At 69.3% G+C, this 21,802-nt stretch carries 10 protein-coding genes and 3 pseudogenes; 8 read left to right on the forward strand and 5 right to left on the reverse strand.

Annotated features, from left to right (window positions below):
• Nucleotides 1-59 precede the first annotated feature (59 nt).
• The 4 genes from pglY to ACWIF2_RS00315 all read left to right on the forward strand — a co-directional run bounded on the left by pglY (nt 60) and on the right by ACWIF2_RS00315 (nt 10,528).
• On the forward strand, nt 60-3,956 hold the full coding sequence (pglY, locus tag ACWIF2_RS00300; protein WP_454357767.1) for a BREX-2 system ATPase PglY: 3,897 nt from the start codon (nt 60-62) through the stop codon (nt 3,954-3,956).
• Entirely contained in the window at nt 3,956-6,895 is a 2,940-nt protein-coding gene (gene pglZ, locus ACWIF2_RS00305; protein WP_454357768.1) for a BREX-2 system phosphatase PglZ, read from the forward strand. Before pglY ends, pglZ begins: the two co-directional genes overlap by 1 nt.
• 70 nt (nt 6,896-6,965) lie before the next feature.
• Nucleotides 6,966-8,327 (forward strand): BREX system ATP-binding protein BrxD, encoded by a 1,362-nt coding sequence (brxD, locus tag ACWIF2_RS00310; protein WP_454357769.1) that lies wholly within the window; start codon nt 6,966-6,968, stop codon nt 8,325-8,327.
• A gap of 53 nt (nt 8,328-8,380) precedes the next feature.
• Nucleotides 8,381-10,528 (forward strand): DEAD/DEAH box helicase, encoded by a 2,148-nt coding sequence (locus tag ACWIF2_RS00315; protein ID WP_454357770.1) that lies wholly within the window; start codon nt 8,381-8,383, stop codon nt 10,526-10,528.
• A 761-nt stretch (nt 10,529-11,289) separates the two neighbouring features.
• Here the strand turns inward: ACWIF2_RS00315 and ACWIF2_RS00320 are convergent.
• A complete protein-coding gene (locus ACWIF2_RS00320) occupies nt 11,290-13,032 on the reverse strand; it encodes a DNA/RNA helicase domain-containing protein (RefSeq protein WP_454357771.1) in 1,743 nt (580 codons plus the stop codon).
• 391 nt (nt 13,033-13,423) lie between these two features.
• A pseudogene (locus ACWIF2_RS00325) lies at nt 13,424-14,115 on the reverse strand (transposase family protein).
• 378 nt (nt 14,116-14,493) lie between these two features.
• Between ACWIF2_RS00325 and ACWIF2_RS00330 the strand changes: the two are divergent.
• On the forward strand, nt 14,494-14,622 hold the full coding sequence (locus ACWIF2_RS00330; RefSeq protein WP_454357772.1) for a DUF6408 family protein: 129 nt from the start codon (nt 14,494-14,496) through the stop codon (nt 14,620-14,622).
• A gap of 203 nt (nt 14,623-14,825) precedes the next feature.
• Here ACWIF2_RS00330 and ACWIF2_RS00335 read toward each other — a convergent pair.
• The 3 genes and pseudogenes from ACWIF2_RS00335 to ACWIF2_RS00345 form a co-directional block, all read right to left on the reverse strand.
• Nucleotides 14,826-15,541 (reverse strand): annotated as a pseudogene (locus ACWIF2_RS00335) (transposase family protein).
• 97 nt (nt 15,542-15,638) lie between these two features.
• Nucleotides 15,639-15,901, reverse strand: a pseudogene (locus tag ACWIF2_RS00340) (transposase family protein); the annotation flags it as partial.
• 940 nt (nt 15,902-16,841) lie between these two features.
• Nucleotides 16,842-18,527 carry a ribonuclease J gene (locus ACWIF2_RS00345; protein ID WP_454357773.1) on the reverse strand — a complete coding sequence of 562 codons (1,686 nt, stop codon included), beginning with the start codon at nt 18,525-18,527 and terminating at the stop codon, nt 16,842-16,844.
• A 670-nt stretch (nt 18,528-19,197) separates the two neighbouring features.
• Here ACWIF2_RS00345 and ACWIF2_RS00350 point away from each other — a divergent pair.
• The 3 genes from ACWIF2_RS00350 (at nt 19,198) to ACWIF2_RS00360 (ending at nt 21,731) form a co-directional block, all read left to right on the forward strand.
• Nucleotides 19,198-20,103: an NADP-dependent oxidoreductase gene (locus tag ACWIF2_RS00350; RefSeq protein ID WP_454357774.1), complete on the forward strand. Its 906-nt coding sequence runs from the start codon at nt 19,198-19,200 to the stop codon at nt 20,101-20,103.
• Between the two features lie 78 nt (nt 20,104-20,181).
• A complete protein-coding gene (locus tag ACWIF2_RS00355; RefSeq protein ID WP_454357775.1) occupies nt 20,182-21,243 on the forward strand; it encodes an alkene reductase in 1,062 nt (353 codons plus the stop codon).
• An 8-nt stretch (nt 21,244-21,251) separates the two neighbouring features.
• Nucleotides 21,252-21,731, forward strand: a complete 480-nt coding sequence (locus tag ACWIF2_RS00360) for a MarR family winged helix-turn-helix transcriptional regulator (protein ID WP_454357776.1) — start codon at nt 21,252-21,254, stop codon at nt 21,729-21,731.
• Nucleotides 21,732-21,802 lie beyond the last annotated feature (71 nt).

Here is a 21,802-nt window from a genome sequence, read left to right on the forward strand (position 1 = left end):
TCGGGCAGCTCATCTGATCGAGCTGAAGGACCGGCCGGGCGAGGAGCATCACAGACACCATGGCGTTCATGAGCAGGAACACCCCCCGTCCCGAGGACCGCCCCCTGCTCCGCGAGCTGATCCGCATCCCGGAGCGCGTGTCGACGTCCGACTTCGTGCTGAAGCTCGGCGAGGCCGTCACGCCCGAGGGCGCCGAGGCCGCTCTGCGGGACTACGTCGTCACCGATCGCCTGCGCGGCAACTTCGACGAGGCCCTCGACCTGATCAAGTCGGCGCTCGACAGCCACTCCTCCAAGGCTGCCTACCTGCACGGCTCGTTCGGTTCCGGTAAGTCGCACTTCATGGCGGTGCTCTACGCCCTGCTCTCCGGCCACCAGGCCGCCCGCTCCAAGACGGGCCTCGACCCCGTCCGCGGCAACCACTCCTGGCTGGACTCGGGAGATCGCAAGTTCCTTCTTGTCCCGTACCACATGCTCGGCGCCAAGTCCCTTGAGCAGCGCATTCTGGGCAAGTACGTGGAGCACGTGCGCAAGGTGCACCCCGGCTGCGATCTGCCGCAGGTCTATCTGACCGACGGCCTCTTCGAGGACTTCGCCGCCCATCGCCGTGGCAGCGGCGACGACCGTGTGATCGCGCAGCTCGCCGAGGCGGACAGCGGTGAGGGCGACGAGTGGGGCGAGGCATTTGCCTGGACCACCGAACTGCTCGACCGGGCTGTCGCCGCGCAGGAGGAGCACGAGAACACCAAGGGATTCGACCTGGACAATCCGACCACCCCGCAGGAGCTGCGGGCCCGGCTCGTCCAGGACCTGACCAAGACCCTCTTCCCGTCCTTCGCCCGCAACGCCTCGGAGAACGCCGACGGTTTCGTCTCCCTGGACAAGGGCCTCGGCATCATCGCCGCGCACGCCAAGGCCCTCGGCTACGACGGCCTCGTCCTCTTCATGGACGAGCTGATCCTGTGGCTGGCCACCCTCATCCACGACCAGAAGGCGCTCGGCCGCGAGGCGGGCAAGGTCACCAACTTCGTGGAGGGAGCCGACGAGCGCCGCGCCATCCCCGTCGTCTCCTTCATCGCCCGCCAGCGTGACCTGCGCGAGCTGGTCGGCGAGGAGATGTCCGGCGCCGCCGAGGCCGCCGTGCAGGACACGCTGAAGCTCAACGGCGGCCGGTACGACTCGATCGTCCTTGAGGACCGCAACCTGCCGACGATCGCACGGGCCCGGCTGCTGGATCCCGTCAGCGACGAGGCCGAGGCCAAGGTCGCGGCAGCCTTCGACGAGGCAAAGAAGCTCGGTCCGGACGTCTGGCAGACCCTGCTCGGCCACAAGGACTCCACCACCGGCGCGGACGAGGACGCCTTCCGGCGCACCTACCCCTTCCCGCCGGCCTTCATGGACACCCTGGTGCACATCTCCGGGGCACTGCAGCGCTCCCGCACCGGCCTCAAGCTGATGAGCCAGCTGTTGGTCGACCACCGGGACGACTGGCGGCTCGGCCAGCTCGTACCGCTCGGCGATCTGTACCCGGCGATCGTCGGCGGCGGCGACAAGGCGTTCAGTGGCGAGACCAGCGTCCACTTCGAGGCGGCGGACAAGCTGTACCGCGAGAAGCTGCGCCCGTACCTGCTGAAGACCAACCAGGTCACCGAGGACGACGTGGAGACGTACCGGCGCCGTCCGGAAACGATCGACGACCCGCAGCTGAAGGCCCGTTGCCGGGACTTCACGGGTGACAGCCGACTGGTCCAGACGCTGCTCCTCTCCGCGCTCGCGCCGAGTGTCCCCGCCCTGTCCGACCTGACCCTGGCCCGGCTCAACGCGCTCAACCACGGGTCCATCACCACCCGAATCGCCGGAACCGAGATCGGCCGCCTGGAGCAGAAGGCGAAGGAATGGGCGGCGACCTTCCCCGAGATCAAGGTCGCCGGCACCGGCCCCGGCGCGGTCGTCCGCCTCGAACTGACCGGTGTCGACCTCGACGCGGTGCTCGCCAACGCCCAGGTCCACAACAACCTGGGCAACCGCCGGACCAAGATGCGCACCCTGCTCAAGGAGGCGCTCGGCGTCACCGACGGGGCCGGCGGGTTCGACCCGTACGACACACTCGACCTGGTGTGGAAGGGCACCGAGCGGCAGGTCGAGGTGGTCTTCGGGAACGTCGCCGACGTCGACTCACTGTCGGATGCGGCGCTGCGGCCCAGCCAGGAGGACGCCTGGCGGCTCGTCGTCGACTTCCCGTACGACGAGGGCGAGTTCGGGCCGATGGACGACCTCCAGCGGCTGCGCACGCTGCGGGAGAAGACGGGCGGCGACTCGCGGACCCTGGCCTGGCTGCCCACTCATCTCACCGACGCGACCCGCGGCGACTTCGAGCGTCTCGTCGTCATCGACAAGGCACTGTCCGACGAGGCCCGCTTCGACTCCGAATTCGCGCGCAGTCTCAACGCCGACGACAAGGCCCGTGCCAAGGGCATGCTGCAGTCGCAGCGGGAGGTCCTCACCGAGCGGGTCCTGGGCGCGCTGAAGCAGGCGTACGGACTCGCGCAGAAGCAGGAAGGCGTCGTCGACCTCGGCTTCGGCAACCACCTGGAGGCCCAGCAGCAGGTGGCGGACCTGCAGCTGCCGATCGGCGCTCAGATGGACGATGCCGCACGGCAGCTCTCCGGGAAGCTGCTCGGCCACCAGTTCCCCGCCCACCCCGACCTGGATCCGGAGGGTACCGGGAAGCCGCTGCGGGCCGCCGAGATCAAGACCGTCTTCGAGTACGTGCGCAAGGCCGCCGAGGACCGCGACGGGCAGGTGGAGGTCGAGGCGAAGGACCGCAAGGTCATGGCACGGATCGCGGGCGGCCTCAAGCTCGGTGTGATGCAGGAGGCGTACTACCGGCAGTCCACCGCCTGGCTCGACCACTTCAACGCCCAGGCCCGCCGGGACGGGGTCGCCGAGCCGACCCTGGTCAGGCTCGCCGACTGGACCGACCAGCCCGACCCGCGCGGCCTGCCCGAGCCGCTGCGTCGGCTGCTCGCCGCCGCGTACGCGGAAATGTCCGACCGCGTGTGGGTGCGCGGCGGAGTCGCGGTCGAACCCGCGCCGCTGCCGAGCGACCTGAAGCGTGACTACGCACTGCGGGAGCAGCCGCTGCCCACCGAGGCGGACTGGACGGAGGCCCGCAAGCGGTACGAGACGGTGTTCGGCACACCCGCACCGCAGTTGCGGCGTGGGCGGATCGTGAACCAGTTCGCCGGCGAGATCCGCAAGGCCGCGAACGCGTTCGCCACCGATGCGGCGCGCCTCGTCACGGAGCTGGAGAAGCACCGGGGATTCCTGCACCTGGACGACGCCTCGCCCCGCCTCGTACTCGCTCGGCGGGCCCAGGAGCTGGTGGACGCGGTTCGGGAGGAGAACCTCGGCGCCAAGGCTGTGGTGGACCGGCTGGCCTGGTTCGACCTCGGCGACTTCACCGCGCACCGGTACGGCATGTCGCTGACCAGTGCCCGGACCGTGGCCGATGCGCTGCAGAACACCAGCTGGGGTGAACAGCTGGAGCTGGCTGACACGCTCGGCCGGGACGGTGCGGCGATCCTGGAGCGGGTACGCGACGCCGCGGCCGGCGACCCCGGCGACTACCCCGACCTGCCGGCCGTACTGAAGAAGGGCAGCCGGGACGTGATGGCGCTGCTGCGGTCCCGGCAGAGTCCGCCGCCGGCCCCGCAGCAGCCCGCCGCTCCGGAACCCAGCGCCGGCACGGTGCCCCTGGACGGCGGCTCCGCCCATCCGCAGGTGCTGCCGACGCCGCCGCCCGCGCCGCGTGATCCGGCTCGCCCGGTGGCCCGCTCCGGTGGCGGCCGGACGACGGCCGCCCGGGCGGCTGCGGAGCTGCAGGCCGAGATCGCGGCACTCGCCGCGGCACACCCCGACGCCACCGTCGAGGTCACCTGGAAGGTCGTCGACTGATGTCCGGCACGATCACCACCGCGCCCGCCGCCGGGCCGGGGCCCTCCGCCGCAGGCCCCGCCCGCCTTTCGGTGAGCACGGTCCGCCAGTTCGTCGCCGCGCGCAGCAAGCTCTGCGACGGCGCGGTCCGCGTCATGCTGCTGCGGGCGGCCCCGCAGTGGGACGGGGCTGCCGAGCAGCCGACGGTGGGCGGGACGCAGGTACGGGTGGCTGTCGCGCCGTCCGTCCTCGCGGTGCACGAGCAGATCCTGGACCACCTGGAGGCGCGGGTTCCGCCGGAGCCGCGCGTCCTCGTCGTCCTCACCGACCGGGAGAACACCGAACTCGACCCCGGTCTGCTCGCCCGTGTCTACAGTCGCCGCATCAGGTCCGTCGACAACTGGGAGGTCGTGCAGGAGGCATTCGGCGCGAGCGGCCTCGACACCCGCCTGCGCGGCGAGACCTGGGCGGCCGAGGCGCTCCTGGACGCGGCGGGCACCCGAGGCTGGCGCTCGATCGGCAGGGGCGTGCTCTCCCACGACGAGGCCCTCACCCGGCTGACCCGTCGTCGGCTCCGCCTCGACGACGACAGCGGCGACACACCCGCGGCACGCGTCCTGCCAGGTGAAGCGGACCGGGTCGACCCCGTCGCCCTGTTCCGGTGGACCCTCACCCCCGGTGGGCCGGACCTCCTGCGCGAGCTGCGCGGACCGGAGAAGGCCGGCCTCGCCCGCTTCCTCGCCGCACCCGAGCAGGGCGGCTCCACGGGCAGGGTGATCACCGCTCTGGTCGACGCCGACCACGGCCCCGACGCAGCTGCGTACGCGGTGGTCTGCGCCGCCCTGTGGGGGCACGCGGAGGCCGACCACGACCTGTACCGCGCACGCGGCCGGGCCGAACGGTGGCTCGGCGAGCAGCCACCCGCCCAGGGCGACGAACTCGACCGTCTCCTAGCCTCCTTCGCCCGCAGCGGTGAGGCGTACGTACGCGATCTCATCAACCGGGGTGAGCACCGTCTCGCCGACCCGGTCCTGACCCGGGCCGCACAGCTGGTCGCCCAGTTCGGGGCGCAGGCAGCCGCCACCGCCAGTCCGCTCCTGCCCGCCGGACTCGACGCCCGGTTCACCGCCGCCGGTCACGCACTGACCGGCGGCTCCACCGAGGTGATCACGGACTCCGTCACCACGCTCCGCGCGCACGCCCTTGCCACCGGCGACGGCGAGACCCGGGCCCGGATCGACCGGGTCCGGATGGCCGTACGGCTGCGGCGATGGCTGGCCGGGAACCCGTCGGAAGAGATCGAGTCGGTGACCGACGGGACAGACCGCCAGATCCGCGAACTCGGCTGGGCCGACCGCGCCCTGGAACACCTAGAAGCGGGCGGCGACCCCGACGCCGTACTCGCCACCGCGTACAACCGGATCGGCGACCAGGTGCGGCGGACCCGCCGCGCGCTCGACCACGCCTTCAGCGAACGGCTCGCGGCGTGGACGGCGGACGGCAGCTCCCCCGGTTCCCTGCTCACCGTCGAGTCCCTCCTGACGCGAGTCGTCGCGCCGGTCGTCGCCGAGCCGGGGCGCCGGGTCCTGCTGCTGCTCCTGGACGGGATGAGCGCGGCCATAGCGGCCGAGCTGGGGCAGGAACTGCGTCGGCAGTGGGCCGAGTTCGACCCGCTTCCCGGGGCTCACGGCGCACCGGTGCGCCGTGCCGTGGCAGCGGCGCTGCCCACACTCACCGCCGTCTCGCGCACCTCGCTCTTCACCGGAAGCCTGATGAAGGGCGACCAGAACGACGAGAAGCGGCTCTTCCCTCAGCACTCCTGCTGGCAGGGCGCCCCGGCGGCCGTCTTCCACAAGGACGACCTGCGCGGCCCCGACACCGGCTCTCCCTTCTCCACCGCCCTTGGCGAGGCCCTCGCCGACGAGCGCATGCATGTCGCCGTCGTCCTCAACACCGTCGACGACCGGCTTGCCAAGGAACAGAAGCTCGGGGACGGAGCCTGGCAGGCAGGCGAAGTCAGCGGTCTCGAACCGCTGTTGCGGGCCGCGCGTGCGAATGGCATGACCGTGCTCCTGACCTCCGACCACGGCCATGTCGTCGAACGGCGGAGCAGCAGGCTCGACGCACCCGCCGGCACCATCGGTTCGGCCCGTCACCGCGGCCCCGGCGGTCCGGTCACCCCCTCCGAGATCGCACTGGCCGGGCCGCGGGTGGTCTGGCCGGAGCCCGGCTCACGTATCGTCGCTCTGCGCGACCACGACGCCCGGTACACCGCCCTCAAGGCGGGTTACCACGGCGGTGCGACCCTCGCCGAATTCACCATCCCGCTGCTCGCCCTGCTGCCCTTCGGTGCCGAACCACCGAGAGTATGGCGGGAGTTGGGCGATCCGGCTCCGTTGTGGTGGTCCGATGAGACGGGCATCGAGACGGAATCCGGCGCCGAGGCCGTCGCCTCGTCCGGCGCCGCTGCTCCCGCCGCCACGCCGTCGCGTCCGGGCGCCAAGCAGTCCAAGAAGGCCGCCGCGCCCCTGGCAGAGGGCGTCATCAGTCTCTTCGGTGAGGAGGAACTCACCCCTCTCGCGTCCCAGAAGCCTGCCGACCCCGCACCGAAGCCCGAAGCCCCCTCCCCCCAGGCCCAGCCGCCTGCCGTCGCGCTCGTGGAACGTCTCGTCGCCACCGAGCTGTACGCGGCGCAGCTGGACCTGCTCGCCCGGAAGCCCCGGGAGCCGTCCGTCCTGCCCAAGGCGCTGGTCGCCCTCGTCGAAGCGGGCACCCTGCCCATGACCGCCCTGGCCGAACGCGCGGGCCAGCCCGCCAGCCGTGCCCCCGGCTTCGCCGCGACCCTGGCCCAGCTCCTCAACTACGACGGCGCCCAGATCCTGGAGATCCTCCCCGACAACCGCACCCTGCGCCTGCACCGGGCTCAGCTGATCGAACAGTTCGGACTGCGCACCCCGTGAGCACGACGAACCGGATCGGTCTGCCGGCACTCCGGCCGTCCGGCTACCTCCCTGATGGGAGACTGTCCGGGTGAACTCGTTCGGATCCTCAACCCCTCGTGCCGGTGCACCCGTCGGCGCCGTACGCCGCCGCGCCGTCGTGGACGCGTTGCGGCGCGGCGCCGTCCCCGAGAGCGGCCTCGACCTGCTCGCCACCGGCCTGGGCCGCTTCGAGCAGGCGGTCGACGAGGAACTGGGCACCGTCGCCGCCGGCGGCTCGGTGTTCAAGGCGGTGCGCGGTGAGTACGGCTCCGGCAAGACTTTCTTCACCCGCTGGCTCGGCGAGCGCGCCAAGCGGCGCACCTTCGCCGTGGCCGAGGTACAGGTGTCGGAGACCGAGACCCCGCTGCACAAGCTGGAGACGGTCTACCGGCGGCTCACCGAACGCCTGACCACCGCGAGCTTCCCGCCCAGCGCCCTGCGGCCCGTCGCCGATGCCTGGTTCTACGCCCTTGAGGAGGACGCGCTCGCCGACGGCGCGGACGAGAGCGAACTGCCGCAGGCCGTGGAACGGCTGCTCACCGCCCGCCTGGCCGAGGTGTCCCGCCAGGCCCCCGCCTTCGCCACCGCCCTGCGCGGGTACAAGCAGTCCCTGGACGCCGGCGACGAGGCGACCGCCGCCGCGGTGATGGCCTGGCTCGGCGGCCAGCCGCACGTCGCCGCTGCTGCCCGGCGCAGCGCGGGCGTCCGCGGCGACCTCGATCACTTCGGCGCCTTCGGCTTCCTCCAAGGCTTGCTGACCATGCTCAAGGACGCGGGGCACGCCGGGCTCGTTCTCGTCCTGGACGAAGTGGAGACACTGCAGCGGGTCCGCTCCGACGCCCGTGACAAGGCCCTCAACGCCCTGCGCCAGCTCATCGACGAGGTTCACTCCGGCCGCTTCCCCGGCCTCTACCTCGTCATCACCGGCACACCCGCCTTCTACGACGGACAGCAGGGCGTCCAGCGCCTCGCCCCGCTCGCCCAGCGTCTGGCCACCGACTTCACCACCGACCCGCGCTTCGACAACCCCCGTGCGGTGCAGATCCGGCTCCCCGGATTCACCGAGGAGTCCTTGACCGGTCTGGGTGCCACCATCCGCGACCTGTACGCGGACGGCGTCTCCTCCCCCGGCTCCGCCGAGCGGATCAAACGACTCGCCGACGACGCGTACCTTGCGGACCTGGCAAGGGCCGTGGGCGGGGCACTGGGAGGGAAAGTCGGAGTGGCACCGCGCCTGTACCTGAAGAAGCTGGTCGGGGACGTACTCGACCGGATCGATCAGTTCGACGACTTCGATCCGCGTAGGCACTACAAGTTGACCCTCGGCAGCGGCGATCTCACTGCCACCGAACGCAACCTCGCCGCGCCCCCGGCTGCCGCGTCGGCCGACGACCTCGATCTCGACCTCTGATCTGTTGCCTTCCCCTCCCGTTTTCGGAAGACCAAGCGCAGGGAGCCACCCACGTGCAGGACCAGCCGCCCGGCCCCGACCCGCTCGAACGCCTCGATCCGGTCGTCCTGCACCACATCGTCAACACTCTCGGATGGCCTGATCTGCGCCCGCTGCAGAAGGCCGCCGTGGAACCACTGATGGACGGCGAGGACGCGATCCTGCTCGCGCCAACCGCGGGCGGGAAGACGGAAGCCGCCACCTTCCCTGTCCTGTCCGCCATGCGGGAGCAGCACTGGACGGGCACCTCTGTCCTCTACCTGGCCCCACTCAAGGCCCTCCTCAACAACCTCGTCCACCGCGTCGACACCTACGCCCAGTGGCTCGGTCGCCGCGCCGCGCTCTGGCACGGCGACACCCAGGAGTCGGTACGCCGCCGTATCCGCACCGAGTCACCCGACTTCCTGCTCACCACACCCGAGTCGCTCGAAGCGATGCTGATCAGTGTCAAGACCGACCACACGCACATGCTCGGCCGGGTCCGTGCCGTGATCATCGACGAGGTACACGCTTTCGCGGGTGACGACCGGGGCTGGCACCTGCTTGCCGTGCTCGAACGGCTGGAGCGGCTGGCCGGTCACCGGATCCAGCGGATCGGACTCTCCGCCACCGTCGGCAACCCGGGCGCACTGCTCACGTGGTTGCAGGGGGCGCGCTCCGCCGAACGCCCGGGGCGGGTCGTCGCGCCCGGCGTCACCCTGCCGGACACGGCCGGGGGCACCGCGCTACCGAGGCCCGCGGGAGACGTCGAACTCGACTACGTCGGCTCACTCGCCAACGCAGCCAAGGTAATTTCCGCCCTGCACCGCGGCGAGAAGCGTCTGGTCTTCTGCGACTCCCGCAAGCAGGTCGAGGAACTCGGTGCGGCGCTCCGGGCCCGCGACGTCACCGTGTTCCTCTCGCACGCCTCACTTTCCACCGATGAACGGGCCCGCTCCGAGCAGGCGTTCGCCGAGGCGCGCGACTGCGTCATCGTGTCCACCTCCACCCTGGAGCTCGGCATCGACGTCGGCGACCTCGACCGAGTCATCCAGATCGACTCCCCCAGCAGCGTCGCCTCGTTCCTGCAACGGATCGGCCGCACCGGCCGTCGCGCCGACACCTCCCGCAACTGTCTCTTCCTCGCCACCCGCCCTGAGTCGCTGCTGCAGGCCGCCGGGCTGCTCACCCTCTGGGCCCGGGGCTGGGTCGAGCCCGTCACCCCGCCACCGTCGCCCCGTCACCTCGTCGCCCAGCAGCTGCTCGCGCTCACCCTGCAGGAGCACCGCATCGGCGACCGGCTCTGGCCGGACCGGTGGAACGGCCTCGCGCCCTTCGACCGGTCGGCCGGCCCGCTCCTTAAGCACCTGGTCGACGAGGGCTTCCTGGAAAGCGACGACGGCATGCTCTTCATCGGCTCCGAGGCCGAGAAACACTTCGGCCGCCGCCATTTCATGGAACTCACCGCTTCCTTCACCGCGCCGCCCGAGTTCACCGTCCTCGCCGGGCGTACCGAGATCGGCACCACCGACCCCACCGTGCTCACCGAGGAACGCCCCGGTCCGCGCCGTCTCCTGCTTGCCGGGCGCAGCTGGCAGGTTACGTTCATCGACTGGGCCCGCCGCCGTGCCTTCGTCGAACCCGTCGAGGACGGCGGTGTGGCCAAATGGCAGGGCAGTGAGGCCCGCGGCCTCTCATTCGCCCTGACCCGCGCCATGCGCAACGTCCTCCTCGGCACCGATCCCGATGTCCGACTCACCCGCCGCGCCACCGCTGCCCTCGCCGAGCTGCGCACCGATCGCGCCCCTCACGAGGTCCACCCGGCCGGCACTCTCGTGGTCCGCGATGCCGATGCGACACGCTGGTGGACCTGGGCCGGCTACCGCGCCAATGCGACCCTCACCGCCTCCCTCGGCAACCTCGCCGATCCCGTCCAGCGCCCCTCCGACACTCATCTCCGCCTGCGCCAGGACCTCTCCCCCGCCGACTGGAAATCCGCCCGCGCTGAACTCCCGGGCGCCCTCACTCTTCCCACCGTCGACCCGCGCGCCGTACGCGGCCTGAAGTTCTCGGCTGCCCTCCCGCTTCGCGTGGCCACCGCCACACTGGCCGAACGCCTCGCGGACTTCGACGGGGCACTGACCACGGTGCGAGAGCCGGTACGGCTCGAATGGGGGATGTGAAATCCGTTCCTGGCAGCGTGAGTTCCGCTACCGCCCCACGTCTCTTCGCCTCTCCTCCAGGCATCGCCGCCACCTCTGCCACGCCGCCGGGCCTCGATCGGGTGAGACCCGCGAGAACTCCTACTGAGCAAAGCCCGACCTGGCTGCATCCTCGATGACAGCCACCAGCTGTGCGGCGGTCCGGAAGATCTGTTCCGCATGGGCGAGTTCGACACGGCGGTCAGCTGCTCCTCCCGGGCGGCGACGGCCAGCAGGTCTTCGAATGCGTCTCAGTCGTTGTAGGCCGACGGAAGCTCGGGCAGCGCTTTCCTCCGAGTCTGCGGCCCTCCGGCGCCACGCCTGCCTCGTACGCGCGCGCCGGATCGGCCAGGTCACGGCCGAGGATGTGGTTCAACATCTGCGGTACGGGAGCCCAGGCCCACTCAGCCACCTACGCCCACAGACGACCCCACCTGCAAGCCCGTCAGAACGCGCGCGGCTCTGGCCACTGCCTGCCCCTCATCGCCCCGGAGACCTGAGAGTTGAGCACTCTGGCGATACACGGCTTCGCCGAACAGTTCGGTGTGTACGTGGCCGCCGACAACCTCCGCGCCGAGCTTGCCTTCTCAGTGCTCGGCGTTCCGTTCCTGGTGCACCTACCGCCCGACGCGCAACGGCTCGCTCACGGAGCACTGAGCAGATCAGTCACGCCAGCACGACCTTGGCATGAAAGGAACTGCTTAGGCATGGTCGATGCATTCCCCGACGGCTGGACACTTCAGTCACAACTTCGGAACCCCGAGGTCGGCAAAGAGCTGCCTTGTGTTCGGGTCCACGGAGTACAGCACCGTGCCACGAATCGAGCGAGTCATCAGAACGCCGTAGGCATTGCGAATCCGCTCCAGCAAATCCTTGTCGGAGGAAATCCGACGAGCCTTGCTGCGCACATGCGCACGATCCACGCACCATGCGTCCCCGGCCCAGGTGAGATCAGCTCCCATGATGACCCCGCCCCACTCGTATTCGAGGCCCTGTGCTGTGTGAACACAGCCTATCTGACCGAAGCCGCCGGGATCCGTGGCCCAGAATCGGCGCTTCGGCACTCCGGGGGTGTGGTGGCTGTCCCCTGCATTCCACGGCCGCGCCCAGCCCTTCTCCGGAGCAACGTCCGGAGCCGTACCGGTGTCGTCGGTCCAGTCCCAGCACATACCTGCGCTCATCCGGGCGCTCAAGTCGGCATCCAGCTTGGACCGCAGGAAAACTTCCATCCGAGCGGCGCTATCCGTGTAGTAAAGCTCAAAGGGTTCCGGATCCTGGTCGCCATCGGCATACCATGACACAGGGTCACCATCGAGGAAACGTTTCACCCATGCGTCGTAAGTGGAACTTCCCACGGCTCGATACGCCCTGTCGAGCTTGATCGGGACGACCTCTGCCCGCAACGCGTGTATCTCATCAACTAGTTCCTGCTCCGACCAGGCCTCCTCGGCGAACAGACGTTGGTCACCGTCGACAAAGAAGACAGGAACCCTGGCCCGGTTCACGATCACCGAGACAGAGGACTCACCAGGTCTCATGGCGAACGAGCCAGTCTGCGGGCGCTCGGTGAGCCGGTGCGCTTCGTCGCAGAGCAACAGGTCGAGCTCGTCGACTGCGACATCGTCAGCGACCTTGTTGAGTGTCGGAAATGCTTTTCCCTTACCCCTTACACCACGCTTGAAGTTCTCCCGGGACGCGATACCCCCCGAAACAAACTTCGTGCCATACCCCTCGTCGAGCGCCTGGCCCAGGAGGGTCAGCGCGATGAGGGACTTCCCGGTGCCCGCTCGGCCACTGACCACGAAGACCTTCTTCACGCCGGGCGAGGGCGAACGGAGGGCGTCCATAACACTATTGACGGCTTCAAGTTGCTTCTCAACCAGGCTGAACCGCGTGTGGCCGTTGACGATCGCCCCGACTTCGGATGTCAGGAGCGCACTGGAGCGGCGCCGGTCGAGCAGCGCTTGGGCCGCCGAAGCGTCCGCAACAGGCATCAAGTGATTCTGCAGGAATGTACGAAGATCCGCGGGCTGGCGAGCAGTGAACGTAGGGATGCCTGGCGCCGGCTTGACCCTGCTGATCCACTGCGAATCGAGGTCCTTGAGGTTGTGCAGATACGCGGCGCCAGCAAGGTGCACGTAGCGGTCGTCGAACATGCTGTGGTGGAGCCGCAGCGAGTTCAGGTTTTCCTTCACTTGCATCGCAGGATGCTTCTTGTGACTACCGAAGTCAGGCATATAGACGCACCCGAGGGCGCACGCATCACAGAGAGTCCCAGCCGCGTTCCGGCACGAGATACAGAGGCCGTTCGTCGCCTGGGACGGATCGGGACGCAGGACCGTGCGCCATTGCTTTAACTCGATCGCGACGTAGCTGTGCCTACCGTCGGGGTGCGTGCCGGCGAGGACTATGTCGATGGGGTTCATCTTCTCGTGAACCCGATACTCCACGAAGACGTAGACCTGCCCGAGCCCGAGGTTCGTCAAGGCTGTAGCGACCTGGTAGACGCTTTCCCGCCACGAGTCGACATCCCCAGCCGAGGGCTCCTTACCTCTGGGATGAGCAAGTTTGTAACACTTGGTGATCTCAGGGACAACGCGATCCGGGTTCCGCACCATCTCCTCGGCCGGCCAAAATGCCTCCAGATCCGACCACTTGCCCCCGCCTGCCATGACCGCCTACCCATCCCCGCTCTCGGCTGTTGATCCAACAGTCACCGTACCTTGGCATGCGCCTGGCGGTATCGAAGGGGCGTGCGAACATGTCGGCAGTCGACAGCACCACCAAGCGATGGCCTGCCAGTCGGCATCGGCCGACGACGTCCATAGTCACCAACGGCCTCAGGTTCAAAGCGCATAGCGAAGTCAGTGAGTGTTTTCAGTGTTGCTTCTCCAGGGTGAGGACGGCTTTGGTGATGATGCTCATGCGGTTGGGGCTGATGCGAGATCTGCGGAAGATCTACCAGGACTTCAGCCGTGCCATGCCTCGTTCAACCGGTGCCCGGGCCGCGGACAGGGCCCTGTTTCTGGTCAACTCGGTGGGTGTGAGTTCGCCGCCTGGCGGGCGGCGCTTGGCCGTGGTGACCCCGTCGCACGCCCCGATGTAGGCCATGCCGACAAGGACCGGGACGCCCTGCCGCGCGCAGATCCGAAGGATCCTGTAGGTGCGGGCGGCTGTGAGGTCGTGGGGCCGGCCCGGCAGTGCCGGCGACCGCCAGAGGATCTCCCCGGCCGGGCCGTGACGACCTACACGTTCACCCCGTGCCGCTTGCGCCTGGAGGAGTAGTCGGCTCTGCCGTCGCCAACGCGTCGCACTCGGCGAGCATGCCGTCCAGCAGGACGAAGTCCGGGTCGTGCGCGCGCAGCGTCTTCGGCGGGCCCGGTGCCTGCTCGGCGAGCAGACTGGTGGCCTGGGTGACGTAGGCGTGGTGGTGCCGACGGATATCCCGAAGGCCGCGCGGCGATCTGGGCGAGAGTGTCGTGGCGGCGCAGGTGCACGAGTGCGATCAGCGCACGGCGGTGCGGCGGGAGTTTGCGCCGCCGATCACCTTCACGGGTGACGATGAGCATCGTGACCTACTCGACCAAGGCGTGAGGCAGGTCGAGTACGGCAGGATAAGGAACCAACAGGGCTCCTGTGCTGCTGAGTTGAGACGTCGAACACCTCCCTCAACGGCACGGGAGCCCTGTCCGTTGCGCACTCCGATCCCACACCACCCCGTCATCCGATCAGCGGCCACGCTGAAAATACTCAGTGGCTGCGCAGTGCTTCGCTCCGCTAGAGTGCGGCTACGCTGCGGGCCTTCCCGGAGAGCACACACAAGTTCATCTAACCCACGCACCAGCCATGAGCCGTAATGGTCGCTGTCACCTATCAGTGCGGCGAGCCAGCGGATGCCCGGTAGGACGTCCCTACCATTCCGACTCACAGCTGTGGAGTGGTATCGCATGAACCCTGTCGAGTGCAAGTCCACGCGTCGTATCTGGTTCCGTAAGGTTCTGATCGACATCTCCGCCGGAGTCATCTCCAGTCTTGTGCTGGCGACGCTGGCGGCGGTAGCGCGCCTGTTGTTCTGAAGCAGGCTGGTGGCGGGCCCGGAGAGCCCGCCACCTAATGACTCTTGCTCCAGCCCAGGCCAGAACAGAGGCGCCTCCTCACCCGGCCGACCTTCCCTGTTCGAACGGCCGTGACCGGCCCATCCGAGCCCTTCCTACCGTTCTAAAGGGTGTTGCAGAAGGCTCGGTGGCGGCGGGTCTGGGTGATGGCTGACCCTGCTGTTTCACCCTGCCGTGGCGAGATTGTGCATGGTGGCGACGGCATGGACGGCGTGGTGGAGGCCGTCGCCCCTTTGGCGGCAGTCGCGGAGGATCTTCCAGTTCTTCATTCGGGCGAAGGTGTGCTCGACGCGGGCCCGCACGCGCCGGTGTTCGGCGTTGTCCTCCTCTTGGCCGCGCAAGAGGGGACGTCCGGCTCGTCTGCGGTGCGGGACGATCAGCCCGGTGCCCAGGTAGGCGCCGTCCGCGATCACCGTCGTGCCTGCTGCCACGGCCGGCAGGTCCGACTCGCGCCAGACGTGTGCGTCTGCCTTGTTGCCGGGTGCCGGCCGGGCGGATGCCACCACCAGGCGGGTGTCGGCATCGACGATGACCTGCACATTCGCCGAGAACCGGTAGTTGCGTGAGGAGGCTGCGACCTGCCGGTCACGCACTGCACAGTCTCCAGCGCAAGCAGCGGTCCCAGGCGCTGGATGACACGGCAGACGGTGGCGGGTGAGCAGCCGAAGAGCGGGGCGAGCTGCCGCATGGTGAGGTTCGTGCGGTAGTACACGGCCACCAGCAGCGCCCGCTCGGGCAGCGGAAGACACCACGGCCGGCCACCGCCGGGACCGTTGCCGCCTCGCTCCCGCACCACCCGCAGCAGCTTCTCGAAACGGCCCATCCGCAACCCGGTGAACGTCTCCACCCACACCGTCTCGGCCCGCAACACCCCACCCATACAGGCAAAATGCCCGCCACCGAGCCTTCTGCAACACCCTTTAAAGGGCGTCGCACAAGGCTGTGTTCGGGCAGGTCAGGGCCGGTGGGGGCGGTGGTCATGATGCCATGGCGAGGTTGTGCATCTGGACGGCCTGGTGGAGGCCGGCGCCGTGCTGTCGGCAGTCGCGGACGATCTTGTAGGTCTTCATCCGTCCGATGACGTGTTCCACCCGGGCGCGGACCGTTCGGTGGGCAGCGTTGTCGGCCTCTTCGCCGGGCAGCAGCCGCGTCGGGGGGCGTTTGCGGTGCGGGGTGATCATGCCGCAGTTGAGGTAGGCGCCTCCGCCAGGACGGTCACGCCCCGGCAGTGCGCGGCCAGGCGTGCGCGTCGGCGGCTTCTGGATCACCCGGCACACCGTCGAGGACGAGACTCCGAACAGTGGCTGGCGCATGGTCAGGTTTGTGAGGTGACTACCTGGGGAGGGCCGCGCCACCCGAGCGTCTCTTAACAGGCACATAGCAGCTCACGATCCGCACAGACGGCAACTGGACCGAATTCGCATCTGCCACAGCGAAGCCAGTCCCGCTGATAGGCGCCGGACACCCGGGAATCTCGAGCCCTCATCAGCCGAGCCAAAGGGTGACGTCGAACCCCGCCCGCCCCCGATGTGATGGGCTTTCAGAACGAGCGTCACACGAGCGTCAAGAACCTGAGGTGCGTGCAGCCCAGGCTTGCGTCACCGCCGTACCCCCTTAGGGAATCCGCAGTCCAGGCGCGTACATCCGACCAGTCTCGCGCTTCACCCATTGGAAGGGCGGAAAACAGGTGAAGCGAACGGTGACTGGCACAAAACAACAGGTCAGGCGTCCTCGCGCACCGGCTCAAGAATAGCCACGCACTCCACATGATGCGTCATAGGGAACCCGTCACAAGGTGTGTGGACGGGAGAATCTGCAGGTCAAATGAGGTCTTTCTGCCCCGGGCACGGGCTGTGAGACGGCCGGAGCGCCAAATGAGCGTCATGTCTGACGGACTTCCTCTCCTCCTTTGGCCGGCACACCGGGCTGTCCGGGTTTCTGATCCCCGTGGCCGTCATGTTGCTGCTCGGGCGGCTGGTCAGCCGCTGGAGGCGCTGCGGGATGCCCGGCGCAGCGCTCGCCACCGGGCCGCCCCGGACGCGTCCGGGCGAAACCCGGGCGCGATGCATACGAGCCGACACGGTGGGCCGGTGATGAGGCTGGACATCAGGACCGACTCGTCGCCGAGTTTCACCTCGTGCACATCGGCGTCCGCCCCCGGACGCCTGCCCGGGTGTGGCTCAGGCGTCGATGATGACGGGGATGATGAGGGGCTTGCGGCGGTGGGTGCGGAATGCCCAGTTCGCCACGGAGCGGGCGACGAGTTGTTCGAGCTGGCGTGCGTCCCCGACGCCTTCCTCGGCGGCGGTGGCCAGGGTCTTCTCGATGACGGGGACGACCGGCTCGAAGGTGGCGTCGTCGTGGACGAAGCCCCGGGCCAGGAAGTCGGGGGCCTCGGCGAGGGCGCCGGTGTCCGCGTCGACGATCGCCACCACCGTGACCACGCCTTCGGCGGCAAGGGCGAGGCGGTCCTTGAGGGACGCTTCGGTGGCGCCGCCGACCTCCATGCCATCCACGTAGACGTTGCCGGCGGGGACCTTGCCGGTGATGGATGCGTGCCCGTCGACCAGGTCGACGACGACGCCGTCCTCGGCGATGACGACCCGCTCGGGGTCGACACCGGTACGGATGGCGAGGTCGGCGTTGGCCCGCAGGTGGCGCCATTCGCCGTGCACGGGCATGACGTTGCGGGGTTTGACGATGTTGTAGCAGTAGACGAGTTCGCCGGCGCTGGCATGCCCGGAGACGTGCACCTTGGCGTTGCCCTTGTGGACCACGTGGGCGCCCCACCGGGTAAGTCCGTTGATCACCCGGTAGATGGCGTTCTCGTTGCCGGGGATGAGGGAGCTGGCGAGCAGGACGGTGTCGCCCTTGCCGATGCGGATCATGTGGTCGCGGTTGGCCATCCGTGACAGCGCGGCCATCGGTTCGCCCTGGGAGCCGGTGCACACCAGAGTGATCTTGTGGTCCGGGAGCTTCTCCAGCTCCTTCGTGCTCACGACCAGACCGGAGGGGACCTTCAGATAGCCCAGGTCACGGGCGATGCCCATGTTGCGGACCATCGACCGGCCGACGAAGGCGACCTTGCGGCCGTGCTGGTGGGCGGCGTCCAGGACCTGCTGGATGCGGTGCACATGGCTGGCGAAGCTGGAGACGATGACCCGGCGCGGCGCGGTGCGCATCACCTGCTCGATCGCCGGGTTCAGCTCACGCTCGGAAGTGGTGAAACCGGGGACCTCGGCGTTGGTGGAGTCGGTGAGGAACAGATCCACGCCCTCCTCGCCGAGACGGGCGAAAGCCCGCAGATCGGTGATGCGGTCGTCGAGAGGAAACTGGTCCATCTTAAAGTCGCCGGTGTGCAGCACCATCCCGGCCCGGGTGCGGATCGCGACCGCGAGGCTGTCGGGGATGGAGTGGTTGACCGCCACGAACTCGCAGTCGAAGGGCCCGAAGCCACGCCGGTCGCCCTCCCGCACCCGGACCGTGCGCGGCCGGATGCCGTGTTCCTTGAGCTTGGCCTCCAGGAACGCCAGCGTCAGCTTTGAACCCACGACGGGGATGTCGGACCGTTCGCGCAGCAGGTACGGCACGCCGCCGATGTGGTCCTCGTGGCCGTGGGTGAGGACCACGGCCACGATGTCGTCCAGCCGGTCCCGGATCGAGGTGAAGTCCGGCAGGATCACGTCCACGCCGGGCTGGGTCTCCTCGGGGAACAGCACACCGCAGTCGACGATGAGCAGCTTGCCCGCGTGCTCGAAGACGGTCATGTTGCGGCCGATCTCACCCAGGCCGCCCAGGGCGATGACCCGCAGCCCTCCTTCGGGAAGGGGCGGTGCGGCCTTCAGCTCGGGGTGCGGATGACTCATACCCTGACGGTACCCGGAGAGCAGGACAGGGTGATCCACTACCTGTGCGATCTCTTCCTCCCGACAGGGTCGGGGCACCACAACGGGTTTCCGGGGACGATCCGATGACGTCGGCGGCCGGACAGGGAGGGGTCAAGGCGGAACCGCCTTCGGTGGGTCAGCCGTGCGCCCGGTGGTGCCGGCGAAGATCTCGTGCCCCCGCCGTGGTGGCCGGCCTCCGCGGCCTCCTGGTGCGCCTCGCCGCTGGGCCACTCGGTGTACAGCTGTGCCCGAGCGCCGTCGGCGCTGTGCGGGAGGTGCGCCCGATCTTGCCCGGGTGCCCGCCGCCCCTCGGCTGGGCGGTAGTCACGGCGTCCGTGAAGGCGCACTGCCACTCGACTCCATGACGTCCAAGGCCGCGGTGACCAGGCGGCCGGCACAAGTGAGCCGCGGACCGCTGGGGTCTGGCCGGCCCGGTCGTCCAGCTTCCGGTCGAGGTAAGCCCTTGGCCGCGCAAGGCGCGCTCCGGCGGGGCGCCTCCCGCCTCGACCGCCGTCCCGAGGAGACCGACGCGGCCGCTACCGATCTTGCGCAGCTCGAGCGGCAGCAAATACTTGGCTAGCCACATGTTTGCTGTTACGGTATTTATGTGTCCAGCCACCTAAATGGGTGGGGTACGAGAGGAGTCGTCATGAAAGCCATCCTGTTCGACCGTTTCGGAGGCACGGAAGTGCTGCACGAGGCGGACATCGAGGTCCCGCAGCCCGGCCCCGGGCAGATCCGCGTCCGCGTCAAGGCGGCCGGGCTGAACGCGCTGGACGGCAAGATCCGCTCCGGGGCACTGGAGGCCGTGTTCCCCACGCCGCTTCCCTCCGTCCCCGGTCACGAGCTCGCCGGTGTGGTGGACGCCCTGGGTGAGGGCGTGCGGGACGTGCAGGTGGGTGACGAGGTGCTGGGCTGGTCGGACACCGGCTCGTACGCCGAGTACGCGCTGGCCACCGTCGTGGCCCCCAAGCCCGCCGGCCTCGACTGGCAGCACGCGGTCGCGCTGCCGGTGGCGGGCGAGACGGCCGAGCGGGTCCTGAACCTGCTGGGCGTCACCGCCGGGGAGACCGTGCTGATGCACGGCGCGGCCGGAGCGGTCGGAACCCTGGCGGTCCAGATCGCCACGGCCCGCGGAGCGCGTGTCATCGGCACCGCCGGCCCCGCCAACCAGGACTACCTCGCCTCGCTCGGCGCCACCGCGACCCTCTACGGCGAGGGCCTGGTCGAGCGGGTCCGGGCGCTCGCCCCCGACGGCGTGGACGTGGTGTTCGACCTGGCCGGGAAGGGAGCGCTGGAGGACTCCATCACCCTGCGCGGCGGCACCGAGCGCATCGTCACCATCGCCGACTTCCGCGCGCACCAGCTCGGCATCACTTTCGCCAACGGTCCCCAGGAACGCTCGGCCGCCCGCCTGGCCGCCCTGGCGCAGGACGCCGCGACCGGCAAGGTCGTCACCACCGTCACCGCCTACCCGCTCGACCAGGCCGCCACGGCCCAGCAGGTCAGCGACGCCGGGCATGCCCGGGGCAAGCTCGTCCTCACCCTCGACTGATCACGCCCGCCGCTGCACCACCCCACCCGCCGCTTATCCCGATGACCACCTGTTCATCACCGCACCGAAGGACCATCCATGCTGAATTCCCTGTGGACACCGACCACCGTCGGTGGCATTTCCCTCCCGCACCGCCTGGTCATGGCCCCCATGACCCGTGACCGCTCCACGCCGGAAGGCGTACCGACCGAGCTGAACGCCGAGTACTACGCCCAGCGGGCCTCGCACGCGCTCATCATCACCGAGGGCACCCAGCCGAACGCCGACGGCCAGGGCTATCTCCTCACTCCCGGCATACACAATGACGAGCAGATCGCCGGATGGCGCAAGGTCACCGACGCCGTGCACGCGGCCGACGGCCGGATCGTCGTCCAGCTGATGCACACCGGACGCATCGCCCACCCCGACAACACCCCCCACGGGCGCCAGCCGGTCGCCCCTTCGGCGATCCGGCCGCAGGGCACGATGTTCACCGCGTCCGGGCCCCAGGAGATGCCGACACCCCGGGGCCTGTCGACGCAGGAGGTCGCGGCGACCGTCGACGACTTCCGCCGCGCCGCAGCGGCTGCCGTCGCAGCAGGCGCCGACGGCGTGGAGATCCACGGCGCCAACGGCTACCTGGTGCACCAGTTCCTCGCCGACAACACCAACCAGCGCACCGACCGCTACGGCGGTTCCCTCGAGGGCCGCATCCGCTTCGCCGTCGCGGTCGCCGCTGCCGTGGCCGACGAGATCGGTGCCGAGCGCACCGGCCTGCGCATCTCCCCCGGCAATCCGTACAACGACATGGCCGAGTCCGACACCGCCGAGCTGTATCCGGCGCTCCTGCGCGCCCTCAGCCCGCTCGGCCTCGCCTACCTCCACGTGATGCACGCAGGCGACGAGGAATTGCTGGGCACCCTGCGTGAACTGTGGCCGACCACGCTGATCCTCAACCGGGCCGGCACCGACCTGCCCACCCGCGCCAAGGACATCGACCACGGCACGGCCGACCTCGTCTCCGTCGGCGCCCTCGCGCTCGCCAACCCGGACCTCGTCGAGCGGCTACGCTCTGACGCGCCGCTGAACACCCCCGACCCGGCGACCTTCTACGGCGGCGGAGTGGCCGGCTACACCGACTACCCCACCTACACCGTCTGAGGAACCGCATGTCCGTCCCCACACCCCGCATCCCCAGCACGGCCAGCGAGGGGCCGATGAGCTACGCGATCTTTCAGCTCGCCCGTGCTCATCGGGCCCGCGCCGCCGCCATGCTCCGCGAGATAAACCTGCATCCCGGACAGGAACTGCTGCTGATGCAACTGCTGGACCGGGACGGCCAGACCCAGTCCGAGCTGCTCGAAAGCGTCGGCCTGGACCACTCCACGGTCTCGAAGTCTCTGCGCCGCATGCAGGACGCCGGCCTGCTCGTCCGCGAGCCGGCCGAACACGACCGGCGCGTCATGGTCGTCCACCTCACCGAGAAGGGCCGTGCCATGCGCGAGCCCATTGCAACCATGTGGCGAGCCCTGGAGAAGACCTCCGCGCTGAACCTGTCGGCGCAGCAGGCGGAATCCTTCGTCCGCACCGCCTACGCCATCGCCGACGCGATCAACAGCCGCGCTCTTCCGCAAGAAGAGTCCGAGTAACTCCCCTCGGCTCGCACCCCGGTTCCGGCCTGGAGTGCGCATAGTTTCCGGCGTTCCTGCGAAGTGGGCAG

Source organism: Streptomyces sp. NPDC055506, from assembly GCF_053643595.1.

Bases quoted from the DNA above. Each gene is read 5' to 3' on its own strand.
- ACWIF2_RS00355 (WP_454357775.1), top strand. From the start codon at position 20,182: ATGCTGAATTCCCTGTGGACACCGACCACCGTCGGTGGCATTTCCCTC.
- ACWIF2_RS00330 (WP_454357772.1), top strand. From the start codon at position 14,494: ATGAACCCTGTCGAGTGCAAGTCCACGCGTCGTATCTGGTTCCGTAAG.
- ACWIF2_RS00360 (WP_454357776.1), top strand. From the start codon at position 21,252: ATGTCCGTCCCCACACCCCGCATCCCCAGCACGGCCAGCGAGGGGCCG.
- pglZ (WP_454357768.1), top strand. From the start codon at position 3,956: ATGTCCGGCACGATCACCACCGCGCCCGCCGCCGGGCCGGGGCCCTCC.
- ACWIF2_RS00350 (WP_454357774.1), top strand. From the start codon at position 19,198: ATGAAAGCCATCCTGTTCGACCGTTTCGGAGGCACGGAAGTGCTGCAC.
- pglY (WP_454357767.1), top strand. From the start codon at position 60: ATGGCGTTCATGAGCAGGAACACCCCCCGTCCCGAGGACCGCCCCCTG.
- ACWIF2_RS00345 (WP_454357773.1), bottom strand. From the start codon at position 18,527: ATGAGTCATCCGCACCCCGAGCTGAAGGCCGCACCGCCCCTTCCCGAA.